Origin of the sequence: Streptomyces shenzhenensis, from assembly GCF_003688995.1 — a bacterium.
GTDB lineage: Bacteria > Actinomycetota > Actinomycetes > Streptomycetales > Streptomycetaceae > Streptomyces > Streptomyces shenzhenensis_A.
Map to the genome: position 1 here is coordinate 17,428 of NZ_PENI01000046.1, position 22,145 is coordinate 39,572.

Below are 22,145 nucleotides of genomic sequence, written 5' to 3' on the forward strand. Positions count from 1 at the left end.
ACCACCGTCCTTTCGCGAGTGTGTACGTACGGGATTCGCCGGGCCGTCCCCGGCTCAGCGCTTGAGCGGTTCGAAGGCCGTCTCCTTGATGCGCAGCGCGGTGAATCCGGCGACCACGGAGGTGAGGACCAGGTAGATCGCGGGGATCCAGGTGCTGCCGGTGGCGGCGATGAGCGCGCTGACCAGCAGCGGGGCGGCGCCGCCGAAGACGGCGGTGCCGAGGTTGTAGCCGACGCCGTAGGCCACGGTGCGCACCCGGGTGGGGAACAGTTCCGCGAGCGTCACCTGCATCACGCCGTTGGTGCCGGCGAAACAGACGGCCATCAGCACCGCGCCGACGACCGCCGTGGCGAAGGAGCCCCGTGTCAGCAGCCAGTAGCAGGGGAAGCCGATGACGACCATGCCGAACGCCGAGCCGCTGAGCAGCTTCTTGCGGCCGATCCGGTCGGAGAGGCGTCCGGCGTAGAGCACCGCGAACGTGCCCACGGCCAGCATGATGGCGGTGACCAGCAGCCCCTCGAGGCCGGAGAAGTGCATCTCGTCCTTCATGAAGGACGGCATGTAGATGAAGAGGACGAAGTAGCCGGAGCTGTTGAGCAGCGGCAGCACGATGGTCAGGCCCATCGCGCGGCGGATCTCGGGTGAGGCGAACGCCTCCTTCAGCGGGCTGCCGGTCACCTCGCCCTTCTGCTCGGCCGCGGCGAACTCGGGTGACTCCGCGGAGAGCCGGCGGACCACCAGGCCCACCACGCCGAGCGGCAGGGCGAGGAGGAAGGGCAGCCGCCAGCCCCACGCCTCCATCTGTCCGGTGCTGAGCATCGCGGTGAGCAGGGCGGCGAACAGGGTGCCGAGGAGCATCGCGATGAACGTGGCGGCGTTGGCGTAGCTGACCACGCGTCCGCGGCGTCCGTCACCGGCGTGTTCGGCGAGGAAGGAGTTGCCGTTGCCGGGCTCGCCGCCCATCGCGAATCCCTGTACGAAGCGCAGCAGGACCAGGCCGATCGGGGCCCAGACGCCCGCCGTCGCGTAGCTCGGCAGGGCGCCGACCAGGGCGGTGGACAGGCTCATCATGGTGATGAGGACCAACAGGACGCGTCTGCGGCCTATTCGGTCGCCCCACGATCCGGCCACGGCGGCGCCGACGGGGCGGAAGAAGAAGGGGATGGCGAAGGCCGTGAACGTCAGCAGGACGCTCGTGGTGGCGGCGTCGCTGGGGAAGAACACGACCGCGAGGGTTCCGGCCACGAAGCCGTAGACGGCGTTGTCGTACAGCTCGATGAAGACGCCGATGAGACCCCCGACGATGGACACCTTCGTCGCCCTCGTAGTGGCCCCGGGGCTCTGCGCATGCGGCACAGCCGTGGATACCTTGCTGTTCACGGGCACAACCTTTCACAAAGTGACGTCGTCGTCAGAACTTTGGCCCGTCATTATTTCCTCGGTATTGCTGATGGGTATACCCGGCGGCACTTGAAATGTGGCTCTCAATACCGACATTAGAGAAACTGATTTCTGCCGCATCGTCGGGCCGGCACGGGACGGAACTGGTATGTCAGCGGCGCAGTGACTCGACCGCACGCGCGAGTCCTGCGACGGCCTCTCGGATTGTCTCGGAGGACAGTGCGAAGCTGGCGCGGAAATGGCCCGGGCAGCCATAGGAATCACCGGTGATGACCACCACGCCGCTGGTGTCGAGGAAGTGTTCGGCGAGGTCCGCGTCGGACGTCACTTCCTTGCCCGAGGGGGTGACGGAGCCCAGCAGCGCGGAGGCGTCGACCCAGACGTAGAAGCCGCCCTCGGGGGTCGTCGGGCGCAGCCCGTCGATCGCGGCGAGTCCGGAGACGAGCAGGTCCCGTCGCGCGGTGTAGACGCCCACGGTGCGGTCGATGAACTCCCGGCCGCCGTCGAGCGCGGCGACCGCGGCCGCCTGGCTCACGGAGGACGGGCAGGATGAACTCTGCGACTGGAGCGTGCCGATGGCCCCGCACAGCCACCGCGCTCCCGCGCCGTAGCCGATCCGCCACCCGGTCATGGCGTACGCCTTCGACACACCGTTGACGAGGAAGACGCGCTCCCTCAGGTCGGGTGCGACGGTCACGGCGCTGGGCACCGGCTGCGCACCGTAGTTGATCTCGTCGTAGATCTCGTCGCAGAGGATCGAGACGTGCGGGTGGGCGCGGACGACGTCGGTGAGTCCGCGCAGTTCCGCCTCGCTGTAGACGGCGCCGGTGGGGTTGTTGGGCGTGTTCAGCACGACCCACTTCGTGCGGTCGGTGATGGCCGCGCGCAGTCGCTCGGGGGTGATCTTGTACCCTTCGGCGGCCGTGGTGCCGATGATCACCGGGCGCCCGCCGTTGACCGTGACCATGTCCGGGTACGACACCCAGTACGGGGCCGGGACGACCACCTCGTCGCCTTCGTCCAGGGTGGCCATGAACGCCAGAAAGATGAGCTGCTTCGCGCCGCCGCCCACGCAGATCTCGTCGTGTCCGTAGGACTGTCCGGTCTTCCGCAGCAGCCGGGCGGTGACGGCCCGCCGCAGCGCGGGTGTGCCGTTGGCCGAGGTGTACTTCGTCTCCCCGGCGCGGATCGCCGCGACGGCCGCTTCCTTCACATGGTCGGGGGTGTCGAAATCGGGCTCGCCGATCGTCAGCGGCAGTACCTTGCGGCCCGCCGCCTGGAAGTCCCGGACCCGGTCCGCGACCCGGGAACTCGGGGACTCCTTGACGCGGGACATGCGCTCGGCCGGCGCGGGCCCCGGAAGCGTTTCAGGGATTGCCATTCCTTCTCTCCTTCGACTGGGCGGAACACGGCAGGTCATACGAGTGCCGCGAAGGCGGTGCGTGCGCGCAGGGCGATGCGGTCCAGCAGGCGGCGCCGCTCCAGGTACGCGGCCGTGGCGGCGGAGGCGGTGGTCCGGTGGAAGCGGATGGTCTGCCCGGGTCTGAGCTGCGCGGCGTGGTCCAGGGCGCGGGACGTGAGCACCGCCAGCACCGGATACCCCGCGGTGATCCCGCGGCCACGCATCAGGATCAGGAGCTCGTCGCCCGTCGGGGCCTCGATCGCCCCGATCGGCACCCCGCGGGACAACACCTCCCCGGTGACCGACCGCCGCGGCACGGCTCCGGCCACCCGCAGTCCGACATGGTTGATACGCGGGGTGACCGTGTACGGGGAGTCGTACAGCCGTTGGAGCCCGGTGCCGAACTCGGCGGCGTCCGGACCGTCGATCACGTCAAGGACCGAGGAGACGCGGCCGACGTCGCGGGGGATGCCGAAGTCGAACACGGTGGCGCCGAAGCGGCGGTTGACCAGCGGCGGGTGGGAGCGCAGCAGCGGCAGCACGGTGCCGGAGGTGACCTGCGTACCGAACCCGATCATCGAGTCCGGCGCGCAGCTTCCCATCAGCCGGGGCACGTCGAAGGAGCCGTGCACGGCGACATAGACACGCAGCCCGGCCTCGGAGACACCGATCCGCACCGTTTCGCCCGCGCGTACCGACAGCGGCGCCCAGGCCGGGTACGCCCGGCCGTCGACGGCGGGTTCGGCCGGCGCGCCGGTGACGGACATCAGCACGTCGTGGCTGGGACGCAGGGTGACGCCGAAGCCGGTGGCCTCGATGAGGGGGTCGGCGGGGGCGTTGCCGACCAGGGCGTTGGCGGCGCGGGCGGCGAACTGGTCGAGGGCGCCGTTGACCGCGAGTCCCCGCGCGGGGCCGGCGAGGCGGCCGAGGTCGGTGACCACGCACACCGTGGCGGAGTCGACGTGCAGTTCGGGACGGTCAGTCATCGTGGCGGTACCTCATCGGGGTGCCGAGCAGCTCCGCGTAGGCGGTCTCGTCGATGGCCACGAACCGCACCCGGTCCCCCGGCCGGTACGGGACCACCGCGTCGGTGTCGGTGCGCAGGATGTCCAGCGGGGTGCGGCCGATCTGCCGCCAGCCGCTCGGCGCGGCGACCGGCCCGATGACCGTCTGCCGCCCGGCGACGGAGACCGCGCCGGGCGGTACGCGCAGCCGGGGCGTGGCCAGACGTGGGATCGGCACACCGAAGTCGGGCCCGTCCGTCATGGCCGAGGCCGCCGGTCCGCCCAGGCAGCGGATCAGCGGTTCCCCCGCACACACGAGGTCGATGACCTTGGGCACCGGGTGCCCGACCACGTCGGCGACCCACTCCAGGTCGGGGCCCGCCTCACCGCCGAACAGCACCGGCACGTCGATGACCCCGCCGCCGGCCGCGCCGCCCTCACCGGCCGTGATGTCCCAGGAGCGGATGTGCGACGCGATCTCCTCGCCGGTGCTGTAGTACGGGTCGAACTCCACGAGCACCGCGTCGTAGGTGGGCACGGCCGTCACCGTGGGGTGGATGCCGCCGTGGTTGAGCCATCCGGCGAGCCGGTGCACGGCCGTCCACACCCGGTCGGTGTCGTCGCCGTCGACGGCGACGCGCACAGCGGCGTCGCCGCACGGCGAGATGGACATCGTCGTCGCTGCGCGCGTGTCCGTCATTCGGCCGGCGCGCCCAGCACCTCGTCCAGGGGCGCCAGCCGGACACCGGCGGCCTGGAGTTCGTCACGGATCCGGGTCGCGAGCCGAAGGGCCGCCGGACCGTCGCCGTGGAGCTGCACGCAGTCCGTCCGTACCGCGATGTCCTTGCCGTTCCGGCTGGTGATCAGCCCCTCGGTGACCATGCGGACGGTCCGGCGGGTGACCTCGTCCGGGTCGTGCAACACGGCGCCGGGCTCGGACCGTGACACCAGGGTGCCATCGTCCTCGTAGGCGCGGTCGGCGATGCCGACCATGGCCATGCGCAGGCCGCGTTCGCGGGCCACGGCGGCCATCTCGCCCTCCTGCATGAGGATCACCAGTGACGCATCGAAGGCCTCGACGGCGTCGGCGACGGCCTCGGCGTAGTCGCGCCGGGTGACGACGAGGTTGCCCAGGCGCCCGTGCGGAGCCAGGTGCTCGATCCGGGTGCCGTGCGCGCGGGTGAACGCGGACAACGCCCCGATCTGGTACAGCACGTCGGTGCGCACCTCGTCGGGGGTCAGGTCCATCGCCCGGCGGCCGAAGCCGACCAGGTCGGGGAAGCTCGGGTGCGCGCCGATGCGGACGCCGCGCTCCACGCAGGTCCGTACGGTCGTGTCCATCACCCGCGGGTCTCCCGCGTGGAAACCGCAGGCGACGTTCGCGGACGTCAGCAGTTTCAGCAGTTCGGCGTCGTTGCCCATGGTGTAGGACCCGAAGCTCTCTCCGAGATCGGCGACCAGATCGACAACAGGCACAGTGCTGCTCCCTCCCTTTGCAAAACGGGACCGTGTCTGGCGCAGACGCTAGAGCGCACGGGCGCGGAGAAGAAGCACACATCAGGAAGGCGCATGACCGCATAGCGGTTCGCGATGGATGCGCGCACGGGGGTGTGTGGACCACGCCCGGACGTCGGAGACTTGAGCCCCTCAGCCCCTCACGTAAGGCCGGCGCTCCCGTAAAGGTCAGCGGAGGTGGTGCGCACGGCGGACCGGCGGTGCGCGTGGACAGCGGCAGGCGGCACTGGTGGGCAAGCGGGCAGGCGCTCTCGGCGTTCTCTTCGGCTCTCTTCACACAGTGCCCAACGGCCGCCGGAGGCACCGTGGTTACGTTCGTGCTGTACCGTTCCGGGCTGCTCTTGTCGGGGTCGCCCCGAGCGCCGATGCCGGTCAGCAGGTCCGTGGGGTGTCGCCGTCCTGATCGGCCGAGTGAAGCAGTTCGATGACACGTTCCTCGTACCGGACGCGGGCAGGGGAGAAGTCGTACGGCATCTTGCCGATGGCCTCCATCGGGCTCATCCTCACCTCGCCTTCCTCCTCGCCGGCGTGCTCGTCCTCCTGGTCCAGGAGGCCGTCGAGGGCCTCGTCCAGGCCGGATCTGTCGATGGCGGCTCCCAAGGCGGTCTCATGAGCACACCGCTGGGCAGCCAGGTCTTCGATGCGGGGGTCGTCGGGGGACATGGTGTCGTCCAAGGCAGCCTCGGCCTCGGCCAGGCGGTCTTCCTCGGCCCGCAGCTCGGAGTGGGTGGCCAGGACGATGAACCGGTTGGCCTGGACGGCGGCGCCCAGGGAGCCGAAGATACGCTCCGTGACCAGAAGGGTATCGAGATCGGCCGGGCGCAGGGCCCCGGACGGCAGATCATGCAGTCGGCCACTGACCAGCGGTGAGAGCAGGCCCAGGGGGCTGCCCACCTCGCGGAGGCGGTGCACGGCGGCCCGCTGGGCTTCGATGGCGGCCGCCTTGGAGACGAGGGACTCCTCCAGCCGGGCCAGGGACTGCTCGATGCCGGTGGCGCCCTCGAAGCCGGCCCGGATGTCGTCCAGGGAGATACCCGCATCAGCCATCTTGCGGATCCACAGCAAGCGGATCATGTCGTCGTATACGTAGCGGCGGCGGTCGTCGCTGCCGCGTTCCGGTTCGGCGAGGAGCCCGATGGCGTGGTAATGGCGGATGGCGCGGGGTGTGGTCCCGGCGAACGCGGCGGCGTCGCCGATCTTGACCCGGCGGGGAATCGCAGGAAGGGGCATGCGCGGGAACCTCTCAATGTCGTGCTCGCCGCCTACTTGACCACATGCCGCTACGGCACATGCAAACCCCGCTGCCGTAGGCGCGCCCCGCGCTCCCGCACCGTCAAGGGTCGTACGGATCGCTGCACGGACAGAGAAAACGTCCCGGACGAGCAGACTTGGGAACAGAGCAGGGGTGGGGAATTCACTCAATGAGTGCCATCAGGGCGGCAGCGTCCCTGGTCACAGGCAAGCTGCTCGCTCATCCGCTCAAGAACCTTCTCGGCGACGGCGAGTTCGTCGCGCTCGGCCCGGACCTCCACCAGCTGGTTGGCCAACTGTTCTTCGAGTTCGTCCAGTTCCGCACACCGCGCGGTGATCCGCTCCAGCAGCGCGTCGGCTTCGTGGGTCATGAGATGTATCCCTCACGCATTGCATACGCCACGGCATGCGCGCGGTTGCGTAGGTTCAGTCGTGTGGTGAGTCCTTGCATGATGTTCTTGATGGTTCGTTCCGAGTAGGACAGCTTCTCGGCTATCTCACCCGTGTCCATTCCTCCCGCCACCAGCCGCAGGACGTCGATCTCGCGCGGGGTGAGATAGCTGGTCTGAGCGGCGGGGCTGCCCACCGCTCCCGGGCGCAACATGCTGACCTGGTTCATCAGCCGGCCCAGCAGATCGGAGGGCAGGTCGCCGTCGCCGCGGAAGGCCGCGGTCACCGCCTGCAGCAGTCGGCTGCTCGTGGCCTCGTGCCGCCAGACGATGGCGCCGACACCGCATTCGATGACGTCCAGCAGCTCGGCCTCACGGATCAGGCTGATCACCAGGACGGGGCGCAGGCCCTCGCTGCGGATGAGTGTGCGTAACCGGGACAGCAATGCCTGGTCGAGCGATTCGGCGACGAGCACGGCCACACCGTCGTCATGAGGGGTGGACTCGTCGACGAGGTCGACCTCCGGGTGCCGCCGGAGCTGGCTGATCGTGCCTTCCCATAGGATCGGATCCGGTGCATGGACGACCACGGGAATTTTGGTCTGGTGTTCCGCCGACGCGGGACGAACCCTCTTCACTTGACTCCCCCAATACGCGCCCGGCGGGCGTTGTGCAGGTCCCGAATCTCCTTGTGACCTTCCTGGCGGGCAACAACGGCCGTACGGCACCAACGGTTCTATCGAAGTTCGGCTTCGCAGGGGCCCTCGTGCGCCGGCAGCATGCCGTCGAGGTCCCCTGCGGGCAGCGCCTTCGTCGAGTTGTGTTCGCGGACGATCCGCCAGCCGTCCGGCGTTCGGCGCCAGACCAGCGACGTCGTGGTACGAATGTCCGTGGTGCCGTCGGGCATGGTGATCCGCGCCACGAACGTCAGGGTGGACGCAGCCAGATCGTGGCCGGCGATGACGTGCGGGCCGTCATGGACGGCATGATGCGCGGAAACCATCCTGTGAAAGCTGGGCTCCCAGATCGAGCCGTACGCGGCGGCTGTCGTCGCCACACGCTGCTCGGGGTCGAAGTCGTCGTAGAGGCGGACCTCCGGAGAGCCGAAGTCGTAGAACCCGTCGAAGGTGCGCCGGAAGTCGAACGGTACGTCCCCCTCATTGCGCTCCCACCCGAATACCCACCGGCTGTGCAGGTCCGCGATCAACTGTTCATCGTTCATTGGCAGTCAGGGGAACGGTTCCCTTGCGGGCCCGTTTCCCCATTCCCCTTTCATGTCGGCTCATGCCTCGGGTCTCCGCCCCGCCGCGGGGCATGCCCAGACGGGTCGCAGCCCCAGTCCCGCTTTCAGGACGCAACATGACTCGACGCTAGGGCCGCGGCCGAGGTCCAGACAGGGCACAGCGCACCCCCCATCCGTGAGATCGACGTCCTCCGGCCCGCCGCCGAAGGGCGGGGCACCTGCGTCGGGCCCGACAGACCCGGCCAGTGGGCTGCTTGGACATCACAGTCTTCCCCGGCAATGTCCCCGGCGTACCTGCAGTCCGGACACCGGGGAAGGCACGATCGGCGGACAGGCACACGATGGAGCAGGAGCACGACGGTGATCCACGAGGTGGACGAGGTCATCAAGCGGTTGCTGGAAGGCGGTGCGCTGAGCGGTTCCGGCATCGACATCTCCTTCGAGGCCCCGACCCGAGACTGGGCGGCCCGGCGCAACGCACCCGCCGTCAACACCTACCTGTACGACATCCGCGAGGACGGCGCCCGGCGTCAGCGCGGCCATGTCTCCCTCCGTGACGAAGGCAACGTGATCGTGCGCCGCCGTCAGCCGCCCCGCTGGTTCCGTCTGTCGTACCTGGTCACCGCCTGGACCAAACAGCCCCAGGACGAGCACCGGCTGCTCTCCGCGGTGCTGGCCACCCTGCTGCCCCGTGAGCTGCTACCAGCCGACGAACTCCCGGGTGCTCTCCGCGCGTTGGGCCTCTCCGTCCCGCTCACGGTGGCGGGGCTGCACACCGAGTCCCGTTCTCTCGCCGAGATCTGGTCCGCCCTGGGCGGCGAGCTCAAACCGTCCCTCGACCTTGTGGTCACCGCGCCCTTCCCGGCCTTCCCCGAGTACGACGTCGGTCCCCCCGTCACGGAGGCCGCGATCCGCGTACGCGGCTTGGACGGCACACTGGACGAATCACCGGAGCGCAGCCATCGGCCGCGGCGTCCGACGGCCGCGCAGGGCACGGGTGAACAGCAGCAGTGACCGAGTACGCCTCCCCTGCCTCTCCCCCGGCCGACGCGCTTCTCGTCCGCCTTGCCCGACTACGCGACCGGGTCGCCGAGTTGGTCGCGAACCGCAGCGCGGCCGACCCGACGGCGAGCGATCCGTTGCGTGGGCTGTACCTCTCCGTCGAGGCCGTACAGCATCTGCTGGGGCCCACGGCGGTGTCGCACACCTGTGTGTTCGACGACGCGACCGGTTTCGAGGCCGCAGCGTTCTCCGAAGACGTGGAGTCCGCCCCGGCCGCCCGGCTGGAGCGGCTCGCGGTACGCCTCGGGCTGACCGAACTGGACACGCGGATCCTGCTCATCGCGCTCGCCCCCGACCTGGACCGCTCCTTCGAGCCGCTGTACGGATACCTCAACGACGACGTCAGTCGGCGCCGGGCCACCACCGGGCTGGCGCTCGACCTGTGCGGGCTGCCCGTGCACCTCGCCGAGGCGCGGGCCCGGTTCCACCCCTCGGCACCGCTGACCGCACTCGGGCTGCTGACCGTCGAGGAGCCCGTACTCCCCTTCCTGAGCCGCTCGTTGCGCGTACCGGACCGGCTCGTCGCCCATCTGCTCGGCGACGACACCCTGGACGCCGCGCTCGTCGGCAGCGTGCGCCCACTCGACTCGCCCTCGTCCGCGCTCCTGTCCTCGCCCTCGCACCACGACTTCACCGCCAAGCTGGCCGCCCGGCTGGCCGCCGACCCCCTCACCGTCTATCTGCGCGAGCGCCGCGAGGGCGACGGACTCGCGTGCGCGGTCGCCGCCCTGCGCGCTGCGGGTGTCGAGGCCCTGCACTTCACGCCCACAGCGGCAGAGGCCCTGCGGTTCACACCCGCGGCAGCCGAGGAGCCCCGGCCCGACATCCTCTCCGACCTACTCCCTCGTCTGCTCCGCGAAGCCCGGCTGCGCAACAGGGCGATCGTCGTGTCGCCGCTGCCGGAGAAACCGGCCCCGTTGCTGCGAGCGCTGACGGAAGCGGGCGTCCCCGTGGTGTTCGCCGAGTCCCGGCCGTACGACCCTCAGTGGTGCGACCGCGACCCTCTGGTCCTCGACGCGCCCAGACCCCACGCGGGCGCCGTGGACACCTGGTCGGCCGCGCTCAGGGTCGGGACGGACGGCCCGGGTTTCGATCTGGCCGCCGCCGTCACCCCGTACCGGCTCGGCGTCGACCGTATCGAGCGGGCCGCCCGTGCGGCCCTGGACCTCGCGGCGTTCGACGGCACCCCGGTGACCGTCGCCCACCTGCGGCTGGCCGCCCGCCAGCAGTCCGCCTCCGGTCTGGAACGGCACGCCCGCCGGATCCGCCCGGACGTCGGCTGGGGTGACCTCGTTCTGCCGGACAAACCCCTCGCCCAGCTCCACGAACTCGCCCTGCGCGCCCGCCATCGCGACCGGGTCCTCGGCGACTGGCGGCTGAGCGCCGGCGGCGGCCGGGGCCGTGGTGTCCTCGGCCTCTTCGCGGGCGAGTCCGGTACCGGCAAGACGCTGTCGGCCGAGGTCGTCGCCGCCGAACTCGGCCTGGACCTCTACGTCGTCCAGCTCTCCTCCATCGTCGACAAGTACGTGGGCGAGACCGAGAAGAACCTGGAGCGGATCTTCACCGAGGCCGACCGCACGGACGCCGTGCTGCTCTTCGACGAGGCCGACGCGGTCTTCGGCAAGCGCTCGGAGGTCAAGGACTCCCACGACAAGCACGCCAACATGGAGAGCGCGTATCTCCTCCAGCGCCTGGAGTCCTTCGACGGCATCGCCGTGCTCACCACCAACCTGCGGGCCAACATCGACGAGGCGTTCACCCGGCGCCTCGACCTGGTGGTCGACTTCCCGTTCCCGGACTCCGGTCAGCGGCTGGCCCTGTGGCGGCACAGCCTGGCCGCGGTGCCGTGCGCGGACGGCACCGACCCGGTGGCGGTCGCCCGGGACTTCGAGCTGGCGGGCGGCTCGATCCGCAGCGCCGTGGTCACCGCCGCCTACGCGGCCGCCGGGCGCGGTGCGGCCGTCACCACCGCCGACCTGCGGGAGGGCGCCGAGCGGGAGTACCGCAAGGCAGGTCGCCTGGTGCCCGGAGAGGGCAACTGGTAGCAGCGGCCCGGCCGCCGGTGTGGGCGCTGCAGCGGCGGCCATGTCCAAGGTGTTGAACGGCAAGAGCTCGAGCGGCGCCCGGGACCCTCGGTATCCCGCCGGGGCAGGTGACCGCGCCGACCGCTGGTTTCTCGCGTCCGGGCCCTGTGTGGCCGGCCGCGTAACGGCGGTCGCCGCGGTCTTCTCCTGAGGTGTGCGTTCAGCCGTTGTTGGGGTGGACGATCTGCCACTCCTGGTCATCGGTGACGGAGCAGTCGTAGATCGTCAGTTTTGCTTCGTCGACGCCGGTGCTGAAGCCTGAGACGTCGAGGCACTTGTTGTTGCTCGCGAAGTTGCGGATCCAGTAGCCGCCGCTCTCCTGCCGGGCCAGCCACCACAGCTGGTTGTCGGCGGTCGTACCGTCGCAGGTGTACTCCACGACGGGTGATCTGACGGGCTGCGCGCCCTCGCCGGCCAGGTCCATGCAGAGCTGGTCCTTGACGTTGCGGATCTGGAAGAGATCGGTACCGCCGGGACCCCCCTTCGGCACCTTCACCTCCAGATTCCAGAGCTGGTTGTCGTCGGTGCCCTCATCACAGGTGTACTGCTGGACCCGGCCATTTTTTTGACCGTCGCCCTTGCCGGGGAGGTCGGCGCACCGTTTGGTGGTCAGGTTGCGCAGGAGGACGTTGCTCGCGGGCAGCACGCTCTCGGACTCCTCCTCGACCGGCAGTGATGGCGCTGCCGCTCCGCCGTCCCCGCCCTTTTCGCCCTCTTCCGCCGGGGCGGACCGGACCGGATCGGCCTCTTCCTTCGGAGCCGACGGCGCCGCTGGCTCCGAGGGGCTGGGCTCCAGTGTGCTGACCCCGGCCTCCTGGAGCCTCTCCTTGGCCTCGCTGCGGACCTTGGGCTGGTAGGCGATCCACAGCGTCATGAACGTGATCGCGAGCGCCATGAACACACCCAGGAAGGTGGCCAGCCAGCGCGGCAGGACACCCCGCTGCACATAGGTGCCTTCGACATCGAGCGGCGTCACTCCCGACCGCTGAACAGCAAGGGTGTACGGCCGCTCCTCCTTCGCCCCGAACCAGATGGTGTTCCGTGGCTTCAGCGTCGCCTTCACGAACGCCGCCCGGCCCGGTTCGATCTGCACGTTGCTCGGATGAATGTCGTACGAGAGCTGATCACCGTTGTCACTGCCGCTGACCGAGGCGGTGACCTTTGTATTGCCGAGGTTGTCGACGGCCAGCTTCGGCCGCCCCCGGAAACGCCCCTTGACCGTCGGCGGTACCAACTCCGCCCGCACCTCCGTGAAGGGCGTGATGGTCAGGTTGCCCTCCGGGACGGTGACCGCCTCCGGATGCTCGGTCGGCGTGATCCGGATCGCGTACGGGTTCGGCCCCGCCGTCGCGTCCGGCGTGCGCGGCGGGGCGAACGTCAGGTCGACCGTGCCCGTTGTTCCCGGGTAGAGCCGCAATGTCTGCGGCTCGACGGTCGTCCAGGGCACGATGTCACCGACGGGCTCGAAACGGTATTCGTCCACCACGTCACTGGTGTTGCGCAGACGCAGGCGCACGGTCGTACTGCCACCCGGGTCCACGTTCGCGGAGGCGGGTTCCAGGGAAGTCCACAGGCTCACACCACCACGCTAGGAAGGATCCCGGGGCCGGTCAGGAGGCCACGGGGCAGGATGGGTTGCCCCGTCCCGCTCCCGTGTTGCCCCAAGGGGTCACTCCTAGGGTCTTTCGTTTGGATCAGGCCGGATCAGGGAGCGGGGTCTGGTGCCGTGGATCGCAAGGCGGAGGAGGGCGGCAGGGCGGAGCCCTGACAACCGACGACAACGCCGCGAGGCGCGGTGCCAGGGCCCGCGAGCCCGGCATGATCCAAACGAGAGGCCCTAGCGGTAGCGGCTGTCCCGGCGGCGAGGCGGGATGTCTTCGTACTCGTCCTCGTACTGGGAGGGCTGTTGGCTGGTCACGTAATCGTCCACGGCGTCCGTCGCGGCGTAGTTGACACTCTGCGCCTGGCTACTGCGGGCAGCACGACTCCGCCCACGCGCACGCCGAGACGGCCGGGGCTCCTGCTCGTCGTCGTAGGCCTCCGTACCGGGCAACCGGCTGCGGGTGCGAGCACGCCGGCTTCGGTCGGATTCGGGGCGGCTCGACGGCCCGGCCTCCTCGGGGCTGTCGCTGCGCCTGGGCTCCAGCTTGTACGTCTTGCGGTGACTGGCCACCGCGGCGCTCTTGTCCTTGCCGGAAATCCGGTGGGAGTAGCCGAACTCCTCAAGGCCTTCGTTGTCGGAGTACTCCTCGACGACCCGCATGCCAGGTGGCACTGCCGCTCGGCTCTCCATGCCGTAGTTCCTGTCGTGCGATCCTTTGTGCGGGTATCCACTCGGATGCGCCGTCGTGACACTTGTGGTGACATTGTCGCGCTGCATGCGTCCGGGCAAGCCGTGGAGGTCGCGGACCAGCTGCTGAGTGGAGTACTTCTTCGGGCGACCCGCGTGCGGCATCTGGAAGTGCAGGTTGGCACCGGGGGCGACATGGCTCAGCCGCTGCGCGGCATCGGCGTCGCTCAGGTCCACGCCATTCAGGATCGGCACGCCAACGCGTCGCAGGTCCTCACTGTTGTGCGGATACTCCCCGTAAGAGGCTCCGGGGTCCTGCTCGTACGTCGTGATGGCGATGTCGTCCGCTGCGCCGGGGTCCCTCCGCACCCGCGCGCGTGCGGCCGACGCGTCGGCCTCGGACAGGAAGATCTGCCTCCGGTCCTCCAAGTTCTCCTCGACCGGGCGAGGGCGGCCCGGTGGGTGGCGGAGGCCCACCTGTGGGCGGAGCCCGAGGATGTCACGCGGCCGCACGCGGACCGGGCCGCGGCTGGTCATGAACAGCTCACGGCCGCCCGACGCATGGCGGACGTACGTGCCGATCTCCGAAACGCCGTCAACCTCGATCTGGAACATCTGTCCTGCATCGTGGGAGTGCATGCGGCGCTCGCCACCGGCACTCGGCATACGGGCGACCGGAATAGTGCCCGTGGGCAGAGCGGGTCCAGGAGCCTCCGTCGGGCCCGAGGCCGCGGCAGGCCCGGGGCCGCCGCTCTTGATCTGGTGGGCGATGTCGTCTGCCTCGCGTTCATGGCGGTCGTCCGGGTTGGAGACCCGCTCCCCGTTGCCGGTGTCGGTGCCCTCTACCGCGCCCTTCTTCTGCTGCCAGGCGTGGGCCAGTTCGTGCAGGATGGTGAGTTCGTCCCCGCCGCCCTCACCGATGACGATGTGCCGACCGGTCGTGTAAGCGCGCGCCCCGTAATGGGCCGCCGAGCGCTGAGCCTCCGGACCGGTGTGCATTTCCACGTCCCCGAAGTCCGTGCCCATGCCCTGCTCCGCCTTGGCACGGATCGCCGGATCGACCGGACTTCCAGGTTTACGTATGACATCGAGCGCCGACGCGCCCTCGGCGGGGGCGGGCTGCTGGGTGTGACCGCAGCCGGCGTCGTGCTCGTGCCGCTCTTCCTCGATGGCACGCGTCAGCGCCGCGTTGCCCGCCCGGCGCTGGATGGCCAGCATCCGCCGCGCAGCTGTGTTCTGCGTCGCGGCGCTGCGGTCCCGCCGCCGAGCGCCGGCCTGTTGAGACCGGAATTCCTGTGCGCGCACACTGCTCCCCTCACACGGTTGTCAGCCCAGCCTTACCCGGCCGAGTCCGGGGCCGGGAGGGCCGCGAGGGCAGACCGACAGGCAGAACTGCCGTGGGCGCGGGCAGGGTTCCGTCACCACCTGCCCCCGGGGGCAGCAGGGGTGCCCCCGAGCAGGCGCCGAAGGACGTTTCGGGGACGCGCCGCGCACGTCAGGGTGAGAGGCGTCCTGTCTCGTACCCCGAGGAGAACCAGAGCATGCCGTCCTACCTGTCACCCGGCGTATATGTCGAGGAGGTGGCCAGCGGATCACGTCCCATCGAGGGGGTGGGCACGTCGGTCGCGGCCTTGGTCGGCCTCGCGCCGACCGGGCCGCTGAACGAGCCGACCCTGGTGACCAACTGGTCCCAGTACATCGCGGCCTTTGGTGACTTCACCGACGGCTACTACCTCGCACACTCCGTTTACGGGTTCTTCAACAACGGCGGCAGCGCCGCGTACGTCGTGCGGGTCGGCGGCACGGCCGAGGGCGCGGCAGGCAACGCCGCCCCGGCCGCCGCCACCGGCTCCACCGCCCAGGCACCGGCCGCGCTCCCGGCGGGTGAGCCGAAGCAGCTCGGCACCTTCAGCGTGACCGCCGTCGCGGGCGGCTCGCTCAGCGTCGAGGTCGCCGACCCCGAGGGCGAGGGCCCCGCGGAGCGCTTCAAGCTGATCGTCAAGGACGGCGACAAGACCGTCGAGACCTTCGATGTGACCGCCAAGAAGGGCGGCCGCAACTACGTGGTCACGCAGGTGAAGGAGCGCTCCAAGCTCATCACCGTGCAGGAGTCGGTGCCCGCGGCGCAGCTGGCGCGGCCCGAGAACCAGACCGTGGCGCTGACGGCACCCGCGGCGCCCGCCCCCGCCGTCCCCTCCGGGGCGAGCGACTCCCACCCCGGCCCGGCCCAGTACCTCGGCGACTCCGCCGACCGCACCGGCTTCGGTGGCCTGGAGGCCGTCGACGAGATCTCCATCGTCGCCGTCCCCGACCTGATGGCCGCCTACCAGCGGGGCGCGATCGACCTGGAGGCCGTGAAGGCGGTCCAGCTCGGTCTGATCGCGCACTGCGAGCTGATGGGCGACCGGGTCGCCGTCATCGACCCCCCGCCGGGCCTGAACGCCCGTCAGATCCGGGTCTGGCGCCAGGAGACCGCGGGCTACGACTCCAAGTACGCGGCTCTGTACTACCCCTGGGTCAAGGCCTTCGACCCGGCGACCGGCCAGTCCCGTGTGATCCCGCCGAGCGGTCATGTCGCCGGCATCTGGGCCCGCAACGACTTCGAGCGCGGCGTGCACAAGGCACCCGCCAACGAGGTCGTACGAGGAGCGGTGGACCTGGAGCTCCAGATCACCCGCGGTGAGCAGGATCTGCTCAACCCCGTCGGCGTCAACTGCATCCGCGCCTTCCCGGGCCGCGGCATCCGCGTCTGGGGCGCCCGCACCATGTCCTCCGACCCGGCCTGGCGCTACCTCAACATCCGCCGGTACTTCAACTACCTGGAGGAGTCGATCCTGCTCGGCACCCAGTGGGTGGTGTTCGAGCCGAACGACCACAACCTGTGGGCCCGGATCCGGCGCAACGTCTCGGCGTTCCTCGTCAACGAGTGGCGCGCCGGCGCCCTCTTCGGCCAGCGGCCCGAGGAGGCGTTCTACGTCAAGTGCGACGAGGAGACCAACCCCCCGGAGTCGGTGGACCTCGGGCGCGTGATCTGCGAGATCGGTGTCGCCCCCGTCAAGCCCGCCGAGTTCGTGATCTTCCGGCTGGCCCAGTTCTCCAGCGGCAGCGGGGAGTTGGAGGAGTAGGCCGCCCGCCTGCGCCGTAGTCGTGGCACGTCATCTCGTGCACCAGTTCCTGCACCACCCCGTACGCCATCTCCACGAACCATCAGAAGGACAGAGAACAGATGAGTCTCAGCCCGGGTGACGCCCTTACCTCACATAATTTCGGTCTCCAGATCGACGGCGTGATGGTCGAGTACCTCGCGGAGGTCAACGGCCTCAGCATCGAACAGGACGTCATCAAACACCTGTCGAACACCGCGCAGGGCCACAAAGATGTCAGTCTCATGCCGGGTGTGCAGAAGGACGGGCAGTGCACCGTGGTGCGCGGCATGACCCAGTCCCCCGCGTTCACGGAGTGGATCAACGACTCGATCGCCGGCGCGATGAGCACGGCACGCAAGAACGCCTCCATCATCATGATGGACTACGAGAACAATCCGGTGAAGCGCTACAACATGCGCAACGCCTGGTGCAGCAAGATCGACGCCAGCGCCCTGAAGGCCGGCGAGGCCTCCGCGCTCACCGAGACCGTGACCATCGTCTTCGAAGAACTGGTCATCGAATAATGCGACGTACGGCTGCCAGGGCGGGCGCGGTCGTGGACGTACCGGCACCACAGACGGTAAAGGCGGCGGGGCCGGAGCAGACGGGCGGCGCTCCCGCGCCCGCGCCCGCGCCCGCCCCCGCGCCGGTGGCTCAGCGGATGCGGACCGAGTTCCCCTTCGAACTGCCGCGCGGCTACGTCGACGATTCGGGAACCGTCCACCGGGACGGCGTGATGCGCCTCGCCACCGCCCGGGACGAGCTGATCCCGCTGCGGGACGTCCGCGTCCAGGAGAACCCCGCCTATCTGTCGGTGGTCCTGCTGGGCCGGGTCATCACCCGCCTGGGCACGCTGGCGATGGTGCACGACGGTGTGGTGGAGAACATGTTCGCCTCGGACCTCGCGTTCCTTCAGGACTTCTACCGTCAGGTCAACGCCGAGGGCCACACCCGCGCCGCCGTGCAGTGCCCCCACTGCTCGGAACCCTTCGAGGTCGAACTCGGCGGGAGCCGCCTGGGGGAATCGTGACGTACGCGACCGACCGACTGCACGAGGAGATCGCGTACGTCGCCTACCACTTCCACTGGAGCCTGGAGGAGATCCTGGACCTCGAACACCGGGACCGCCACCGCTACACGGAACAGATCGCGTCCCTGGTGACACGGGGCGGGGCGGAGGGCTGAGCTGTGGGGTTCTTCGACCGACTGAGGGGCGGCGGCTCGGCGGTGTCCGCCGCGCGTCGCGAACAGAGGGCGGACGTTGTTGCCGGTACGGCATCGGCATCCGTATCGGCTTCCGAGGCGAACTCGGCTACTGGGGACGGAGGTTCCTCTCCTGCGGGCACGAGCACGGACACGGGCGCCGGTACGGGAGTGGGTGTGGCCGACTGGGTCGGGTTGCCGCCGATCCAGCGGGCCGCTGTCGGGCGGACCGGTGTCGCGGACCCCGGGTTCAGCGGACGGCTGAGCACCTGGCAGAACCCCTCCCTCACCGGCGGGACCCTGTCCCACGCCGTTCTCGACGGCGCGCCGGCCGGGCTGGTCAGGGACGTGCTCACCGCGTCGGCGAGGCCCGTCTTCGGACTCGAACCGCCCTCGCGCACCCTGCCGCCGGTGCGGGGCGGGGAGCCGGAGGCCCCGGGCCACGTGCACGACGGCACCGCGCCGGTGCAACACGTGCCGGGTCCCGTCACAGCGTCCCGCCCGGCGGGCCCGCGGGTGACACCCGTACCGGCCCGGCCGCACCGGCCGAACCTGTTGACCAGGGCGCCCGCCACGCCTGTCGTGCAGCGGCGGGCTCTGCCTGTGGCACGAGGGGACGTTGCGACCGCGTCCGGTGCGCCGGGCCGTACGCCGCCGGGCTCCGCGGGCGCCGGGGCGGGGGCGGCCTCTCCCGGGGTGGCGGTCGATGCCGGCCGAGCCCGGGGAGGCGGCTCGGCCGGTGCGGGGGCTGCCTCGGGCGGCCCTGCGTCGGCTGGCGCGGGCGGCCCGGCGCCGACCGGGCCCGGCAGCCCGGCGTCAGGTGGCGGTACGACAGACGGCTCCGGCAGCACGGCGGCGCACTCCAGCGATGCGGCGGTCGACGTTCAACGGGCGACGGCCGGTTCCGGTGGCAAGGTGGTTCCCACGTCGACCACGGCCGCGCCCCGTCCCGGCAGCCCGGCAACCGGACCCGTCCGTCCGACGACCGACCGCAGCAGCACCAGCACCAGCACCAGCACCAGCACCAGTCGGACAAGTCACCGAAGTGGAACACCTGCCAACCCTGCCGACAAGGCCGCTCCTCCCACGAGTACGGCATCCCACACCGGCAGTCGAACGACCGGCTCCGAGGCAACAACTTCCGCCACACGCGCGGCGAGCAGCGCCCTCGCAGCCACAGCACCCGCCCCCGGCGACGCCCCGGCCGTCACCGAGGCGTCGAAGGGCGGTCCCGGCACCACTCCCACGGGCCCTGGCTCCACGCCGACCAGGCCCAGCAACACGGTGGCCGACGTCCAACGTGCGCCAACCATCCCAGCCGGGACGGCCACCGGCCCCAGCAGCAGAGGGGAACGCCCAGTCGGCCCGCCGACCCGCTCCAGCGGCGTGGCGGTCAACGTCCAACGGGCGACGGCCGATCGCAGCCGTACGCCCGCCGAACCCGCCGGAACGCCAACCGGCCGCGGCCGGGCGGCAAAGGCACCTGCCGAGCCCGTGCGTGAACCCAACGGGACGGCAGACAGCCCGCGCGGCACGGCGCCCGGCCCAAGCGGCACGGCGCCGGACTCCGGCTGTGCAGCCGCCGGCCCCTTGAACACGGCGCCCCGGCACGGCGGCGCAGTGGTCAACGTCCAGCAGACACAGGGCAGTTCCAGCGGCGGGGCGACGCCCACGCCCACCGGTACGGCGCTCGCGCCCAGCACCGCCGGGCCGGGGCCTGGGAGCGGTCGCCCGATGACCACCCCCGCCCCCAGGGCGACCGGTTCCGCCGGCACGGCACCCCACGCCGGCAATGGAACAAGCGGCACCGGCGGCACCGCCGAGACGCCGGCCTCCTCCGACCCAGCGAGCGGCCCCCCGGCCCGCACAGCGCCTGCCCCCGGCACCACAACGGCCGCTGTCCAAAGGGCGACAGCCGACCGCAGTGGTCGTACGACGGCGACCGGCCACCGCAGTCCGGCGGCCCCGGCCTCCCCCTCGCAGACGCCTGCCACCGCGAACTCGCGTCCTTCCAGGCCGACTCCGAGTCCGCGCACTCCCGCCCCCGCTGCCCCGGCCGCCGATCCGGTGCCCCCGAGCACGCCGTCGAGCGGACCGTCCGTCACGGGCACGCCTCGGGTACAGCGGAGCACCTCCCCTGGAGCCAGGCGCATGGGCCTCGGTGCGCCGACCTCGGGGAACGTGCCCGGCACTGGCCCGAGCGCACTCCCGGAACCGGCGGCCTCACCCTCCAACGCCTCGGCCATCCCTCCGTCGACGAACCCCACCACCATCCAGCCGACCCGCCACCTGGCCGCGTCTTCGGCTCCCACCGTCCAGCCGCCCGCGGCTCCAGTCGCATCTGCGAGCCCGGCAGACGGGCTCCGCGCTCCGGCCGTACCTCCGGTCCCGCCCGCCCCACCGGCCGGTGCCCCGGCAGCCGCCCCCTCCCGTGCCCCGGTCCAGCGCGCCACCACGCCCACCCCGCGGCAGCGCCCTCTGCTCGGGGCACCCCTCTCCGCCCCGCCGCCGGATACGGAATCCCCCTCGGGGCCTACCTCCCACGGCAGTTCGGGCTCTGCCGGAGCTCCCACCGTTCAGCGTGCGACGGCAGCGCGCCAGGGCGGGGCACCGGACCGTACTCCACCACCAGCCACCCGGCTCCGCGGAACTCCGGCTTTCACACCGGCGGCACCGCCCCACCACCCTTCGGCCGTACCCCTGCGGGCCCCGGCCGCCGACGCCCCTGTCGTACAGCGCGCCACGGTGATCCCCCCAAGTGCGGGCTCCCCGGCCGAAAGTGGCGGCCCGGAATCGGCGCCGACAGAGCAGCGCATCAAGGCGAGCGCGTCCGCGCTGGACGCGTCCGCGCCGGCCGTGGCCTCTCCGGTGCGCGGCCTGGCACCCACCCGCGCCCTCACCCCGGCTCCGACGCCCACGGCAGCCCCCGGCATCCGGCGCCGGGCAACCCCGGTCGCCGTGCCACTGCGCCGCCCGGCGCCCACCAGCGCCCGCCCCTCATCGCCGGGCGCCCGACCAGCGGTACAGCGGGCCGTGGCCCCGGCCTCTCCCGTCGGCCGCGCCGTGCCACTGCGCTCGGCCGCCGGCTGCGGTTCCGGTACGACCCCGCCCGCCAGCGCCCCCGGGGCGGTCCCGCAGGCGAGAGCGAGGCCAAGCGCCCTCCCCATCCCGGCAGTTGCCCAGAGACACGCGGCTGCCGCACCCAGGGCGCCCAAGGCGACGGGAACCGCGCACACCAACGCCGTCGTCACCCCCGCGGGCCCCGCACCCGCGCCCGTACAAGCCCGCGCGCCCATCCCCGTGCAACGAGACACCGGCGGTCCGCCCCGGCCGACGCCCGCCACGACCACCAGGGCTGTCTCCGCCGTTTCGGCCCACGGCACGTCGTCGCGCGGCTCGTCCAGGTCCGACTCCGCCAGTGACCCGCCACCGGCGTACGACTCGGGCGAACACCCGCCCGCGTACTCGCCCGTCGCCAAAGGCCAGTTCGACCCCCGTTCCCTGACCGACTTCCAGCTCGACGAGCTGACACACAGGCTGGTCGGCCGGATCACCCGGCTGATCCGCACCGAACTGCGGCTCGACCGGGAGCGGATCGGCAAGCTCCGCGACCCCCGCCGCTGACCGGCCGCCACCCGGCGCTCACCGGCATGAGCACGACTCGCACCACCACTCACGACCGCGCACGACCGGCATCAGCAGAAAGGCCGCTCCTCGATGTCCCGCAAACTCGACCCGGGCTCCACCATCTTCTTCACCCTGACCATCGACGGCGAGAGCCTCGGGTACTTCAACGGGTGCGAAGGGCTCTCGTCCGCGGTGGAGATCGAACAGCGCCAGGAGGGCGGCAACAACGGGTTCGTCTGGCAACTTCCGTCGCGGGTCAGCCACTCCACCATCCGGCTGACCCGACCGCTGACCCCGGACACCTCCAAGGTCGCAGCCTGGATCTCCTCCGTGTCCACGGGCATCACACGGCCGACCGCGCAGATCGCCGCGCTGCGCGCGGACGGTTCGGAGGTGGCCCACTGGGGACTGATCGACGCACTGCCGGTCAGCTGGCAGGGCCCCACCCTGGACCCGGCCAACCCGGCCGTCGCCACGGAGGTCCTGGAGATCACCCACCACGGGTTCACGGACTGAGGGGGCGAGACA

Annotated in this window: 19 protein-coding genes; 8 read left to right on the forward strand and 11 right to left on the reverse strand. The window is 70.9% G+C overall.

All coding sequences use genetic code 11. The features are described 5' to 3' along the window. Positions 1-54 precede the first annotated feature (54 nt). The 9 genes from CTZ28_RS41775 to CTZ28_RS41815 form a co-directional block, all read right to left on the reverse strand. Positions 55-1,380, reverse strand: coding sequence for an MFS transporter (locus CTZ28_RS41775; protein WP_183154855.1), 1,326 nt, complete (start codon positions 1,378-1,380; stop codon positions 55-57). Positions 1,381-1,552: 172 nt separating this feature from the next. Further along, positions 1,553-2,782 carry an aminotransferase class I/II-fold pyridoxal phosphate-dependent enzyme gene (locus CTZ28_RS41780; protein ID WP_121894990.1) on the reverse strand — a complete coding sequence of 410 codons (1,230 nt, stop codon included), beginning with the start codon at positions 2,780-2,782 and terminating at the stop codon, positions 1,553-1,555. A gap of 35 nt (positions 2,783-2,817) precedes the next feature. Beyond that, the gene (locus CTZ28_RS41785; RefSeq protein WP_121894991.1) at positions 2,818-3,789 is read right to left on the reverse strand and encodes a 5-oxoprolinase subunit C family protein; all 972 of its coding nucleotides are present in this window, start codon (positions 3,787-3,789) and stop codon (positions 2,818-2,820) included. After that, positions 3,782-4,507, reverse strand: a complete 726-nt coding sequence (locus CTZ28_RS41790; RefSeq protein WP_121894992.1) for a 5-oxoprolinase subunit B family protein — start codon at positions 4,505-4,507, stop codon at positions 3,782-3,784. Before CTZ28_RS41790 ends, CTZ28_RS41785 begins: the two co-directional genes overlap by 8 nt. Beyond that, positions 4,504-5,283, reverse strand: a complete 780-nt coding sequence (locus CTZ28_RS41795) for a LamB/YcsF family protein (protein ID WP_121894993.1) — start codon at positions 5,281-5,283, stop codon at positions 4,504-4,506. Before CTZ28_RS41795 ends, CTZ28_RS41790 begins: the two co-directional genes overlap by 4 nt. Before the next feature lie 411 nt (positions 5,284-5,694). Further along, positions 5,695-6,552 (reverse strand): MerR family transcriptional regulator, encoded by an 858-nt coding sequence (locus tag CTZ28_RS41800; protein WP_121894994.1) that lies wholly within the window; start codon positions 6,550-6,552, stop codon positions 5,695-5,697. 188 nt (positions 6,553-6,740) lie between these two features. Then, positions 6,741-6,944: a hypothetical protein gene (locus CTZ28_RS41805; RefSeq protein ID WP_121894995.1), complete on the reverse strand. Its 204-nt coding sequence runs from the start codon at positions 6,942-6,944 to the stop codon at positions 6,741-6,743. After that, positions 6,941-7,600, reverse strand: a complete 660-nt coding sequence (locus tag CTZ28_RS41810) for a helix-turn-helix transcriptional regulator (protein WP_121894996.1) — start codon at positions 7,598-7,600, stop codon at positions 6,941-6,943. Before CTZ28_RS41810 ends, CTZ28_RS41805 begins: the two co-directional genes overlap by 4 nt. A gap of 98 nt (positions 7,601-7,698) precedes the next feature. Then, positions 7,699-8,184 (reverse strand): YybH family protein, encoded by a 486-nt coding sequence (locus tag CTZ28_RS41815; protein ID WP_121894997.1) that lies wholly within the window; start codon positions 8,182-8,184, stop codon positions 7,699-7,701. Between the two features lie 381 nt (positions 8,185-8,565). Here CTZ28_RS41815 and CTZ28_RS41820 point away from each other — a divergent pair, with 381 nt between their 5' ends. Both CTZ28_RS41820 and CTZ28_RS41825 read left to right on the forward strand, forming a co-directional pair. Further along, the gene (locus CTZ28_RS41820; protein ID WP_121894998.1) at positions 8,566-9,219 is read left to right on the forward strand and encodes a Pvc16 family protein; all 654 of its coding nucleotides are present in this window, start codon (positions 8,566-8,568) and stop codon (positions 9,217-9,219) included. Beyond that, on the forward strand, positions 9,216-11,312 hold the full coding sequence (locus tag CTZ28_RS41825; RefSeq protein ID WP_121894999.1) for an ATP-binding protein: 2,097 nt from the start codon (positions 9,216-9,218) through the stop codon (positions 11,310-11,312). The genes CTZ28_RS41820 and CTZ28_RS41825 overlap by 4 nt, the downstream gene beginning before the upstream one ends. 199 nt (positions 11,313-11,511) lie before the next feature. On the opposite strand, the gene CTZ28_RS41830 is transcribed toward CTZ28_RS41825, so the two are convergent. Continuing rightward, the gene (locus CTZ28_RS41830) at positions 11,512-12,930 is read right to left on the reverse strand and encodes an RICIN domain-containing protein (protein WP_121895000.1); all 1,419 of its coding nucleotides are present in this window, start codon (positions 12,928-12,930) and stop codon (positions 11,512-11,514) included. Between the two features lie 258 nt (positions 12,931-13,188). After that, positions 13,189-14,946: an eCIS core domain-containing protein gene (locus CTZ28_RS41840; RefSeq protein ID WP_121895002.1), complete on the reverse strand. Its 1,758-nt coding sequence runs from the start codon at positions 14,944-14,946 to the stop codon at positions 13,189-13,191. 236 nt (positions 14,947-15,182) lie between these two features. On the opposite strand from CTZ28_RS41840, the gene CTZ28_RS41845 reads away from it, so the two are divergent. The 6 genes from CTZ28_RS41845 (at position 15,183) to CTZ28_RS41870 (ending at position 22,133) form a co-directional block, all read left to right on the forward strand. Then, positions 15,183-16,766 carry a phage tail sheath family protein gene (locus CTZ28_RS41845; protein ID WP_121895003.1) on the forward strand — a complete coding sequence of 528 codons (1,584 nt, stop codon included), beginning with the start codon at positions 15,183-15,185 and terminating at the stop codon, positions 16,764-16,766. A 101-nt stretch (positions 16,767-16,867) separates the two neighbouring features. Next, a complete protein-coding gene (locus CTZ28_RS41850) occupies positions 16,868-17,311 on the forward strand; it encodes a phage tail protein (RefSeq protein ID WP_121895004.1) in 444 nt (147 codons plus the stop codon). After that, entirely contained in the window at positions 17,311-17,817 is a 507-nt protein-coding gene (locus tag CTZ28_RS41855) for a hypothetical protein (protein ID WP_121895005.1), read from the forward strand. Before CTZ28_RS41850 ends, CTZ28_RS41855 begins: the two co-directional genes overlap by 1 nt. Then, positions 17,814-17,972 carry a DUF6760 family protein gene (locus tag CTZ28_RS41860; protein WP_121895006.1) on the forward strand — a complete coding sequence of 53 codons (159 nt, stop codon included), beginning with the start codon at positions 17,814-17,816 and terminating at the stop codon, positions 17,970-17,972. The genes CTZ28_RS41855 and CTZ28_RS41860 overlap by 4 nt, the downstream gene beginning before the upstream one ends. A 3,318-nt stretch (positions 17,973-21,290) precedes the next feature. Continuing rightward, positions 21,291-21,614: a hypothetical protein gene (locus tag CTZ28_RS49070; protein WP_121895007.1), complete on the forward strand. Its 324-nt coding sequence runs from the start codon at positions 21,291-21,293 to the stop codon at positions 21,612-21,614. Positions 21,615-21,707: 93 nt separating this feature from the next. Continuing rightward, complete coding sequence (locus tag CTZ28_RS41870) at positions 21,708-22,133, forward strand: phage tail protein (RefSeq protein ID WP_121895008.1); 426 nt, start codon at positions 21,708-21,710, stop codon at positions 22,131-22,133. The last annotated feature ends 12 nt before the right edge of the window (positions 22,134-22,145 follow it).

Coding starts and splice junctions, on each gene's coding strand:
- CTZ28_RS41855 (WP_121895005.1), top strand. CDS start 17,311: ATGCGACGTACGGCTGCCAGGGCGGGCGCGGTCGTGGACGTACCGGCA.
- CTZ28_RS41780 (WP_121894990.1), bottom strand. CDS start 2,782: ATGGCAATCCCTGAAACGCTTCCGGGGCCCGCGCCGGCCGAGCGCATG.
- CTZ28_RS41850 (WP_121895004.1), top strand. CDS start 16,868: ATGAGTCTCAGCCCGGGTGACGCCCTTACCTCACATAATTTCGGTCTC.
- CTZ28_RS41785 (WP_121894991.1), bottom strand. CDS start 3,789: ATGACTGACCGTCCCGAACTGCACGTCGACTCCGCCACGGTGTGCGTG.
- CTZ28_RS41845 (WP_121895003.1), top strand. CDS start 15,183: ATGCCGTCCTACCTGTCACCCGGCGTATATGTCGAGGAGGTGGCCAGC.
- CTZ28_RS41805 (WP_121894995.1), bottom strand. CDS start 6,944: ATGACCCACGAAGCCGACGCGCTGCTGGAGCGGATCACCGCGCGGTGT.
- CTZ28_RS41800 (WP_121894994.1), bottom strand. CDS start 6,552: ATGCCCCTTCCTGCGATTCCCCGCCGGGTCAAGATCGGCGACGCCGCC.
- CTZ28_RS41790 (WP_121894992.1), bottom strand. CDS start 4,507: ATGACGGACACGCGCGCAGCGACGACGATGTCCATCTCGCCGTGCGGC.
- CTZ28_RS41870 (WP_121895008.1), top strand. CDS start 21,708: ATGTCCCGCAAACTCGACCCGGGCTCCACCATCTTCTTCACCCTGACC.
- CTZ28_RS41815 (WP_121894997.1), bottom strand. CDS start 8,184: ATGAACGATGAACAGTTGATCGCGGACCTGCACAGCCGGTGGGTATTC.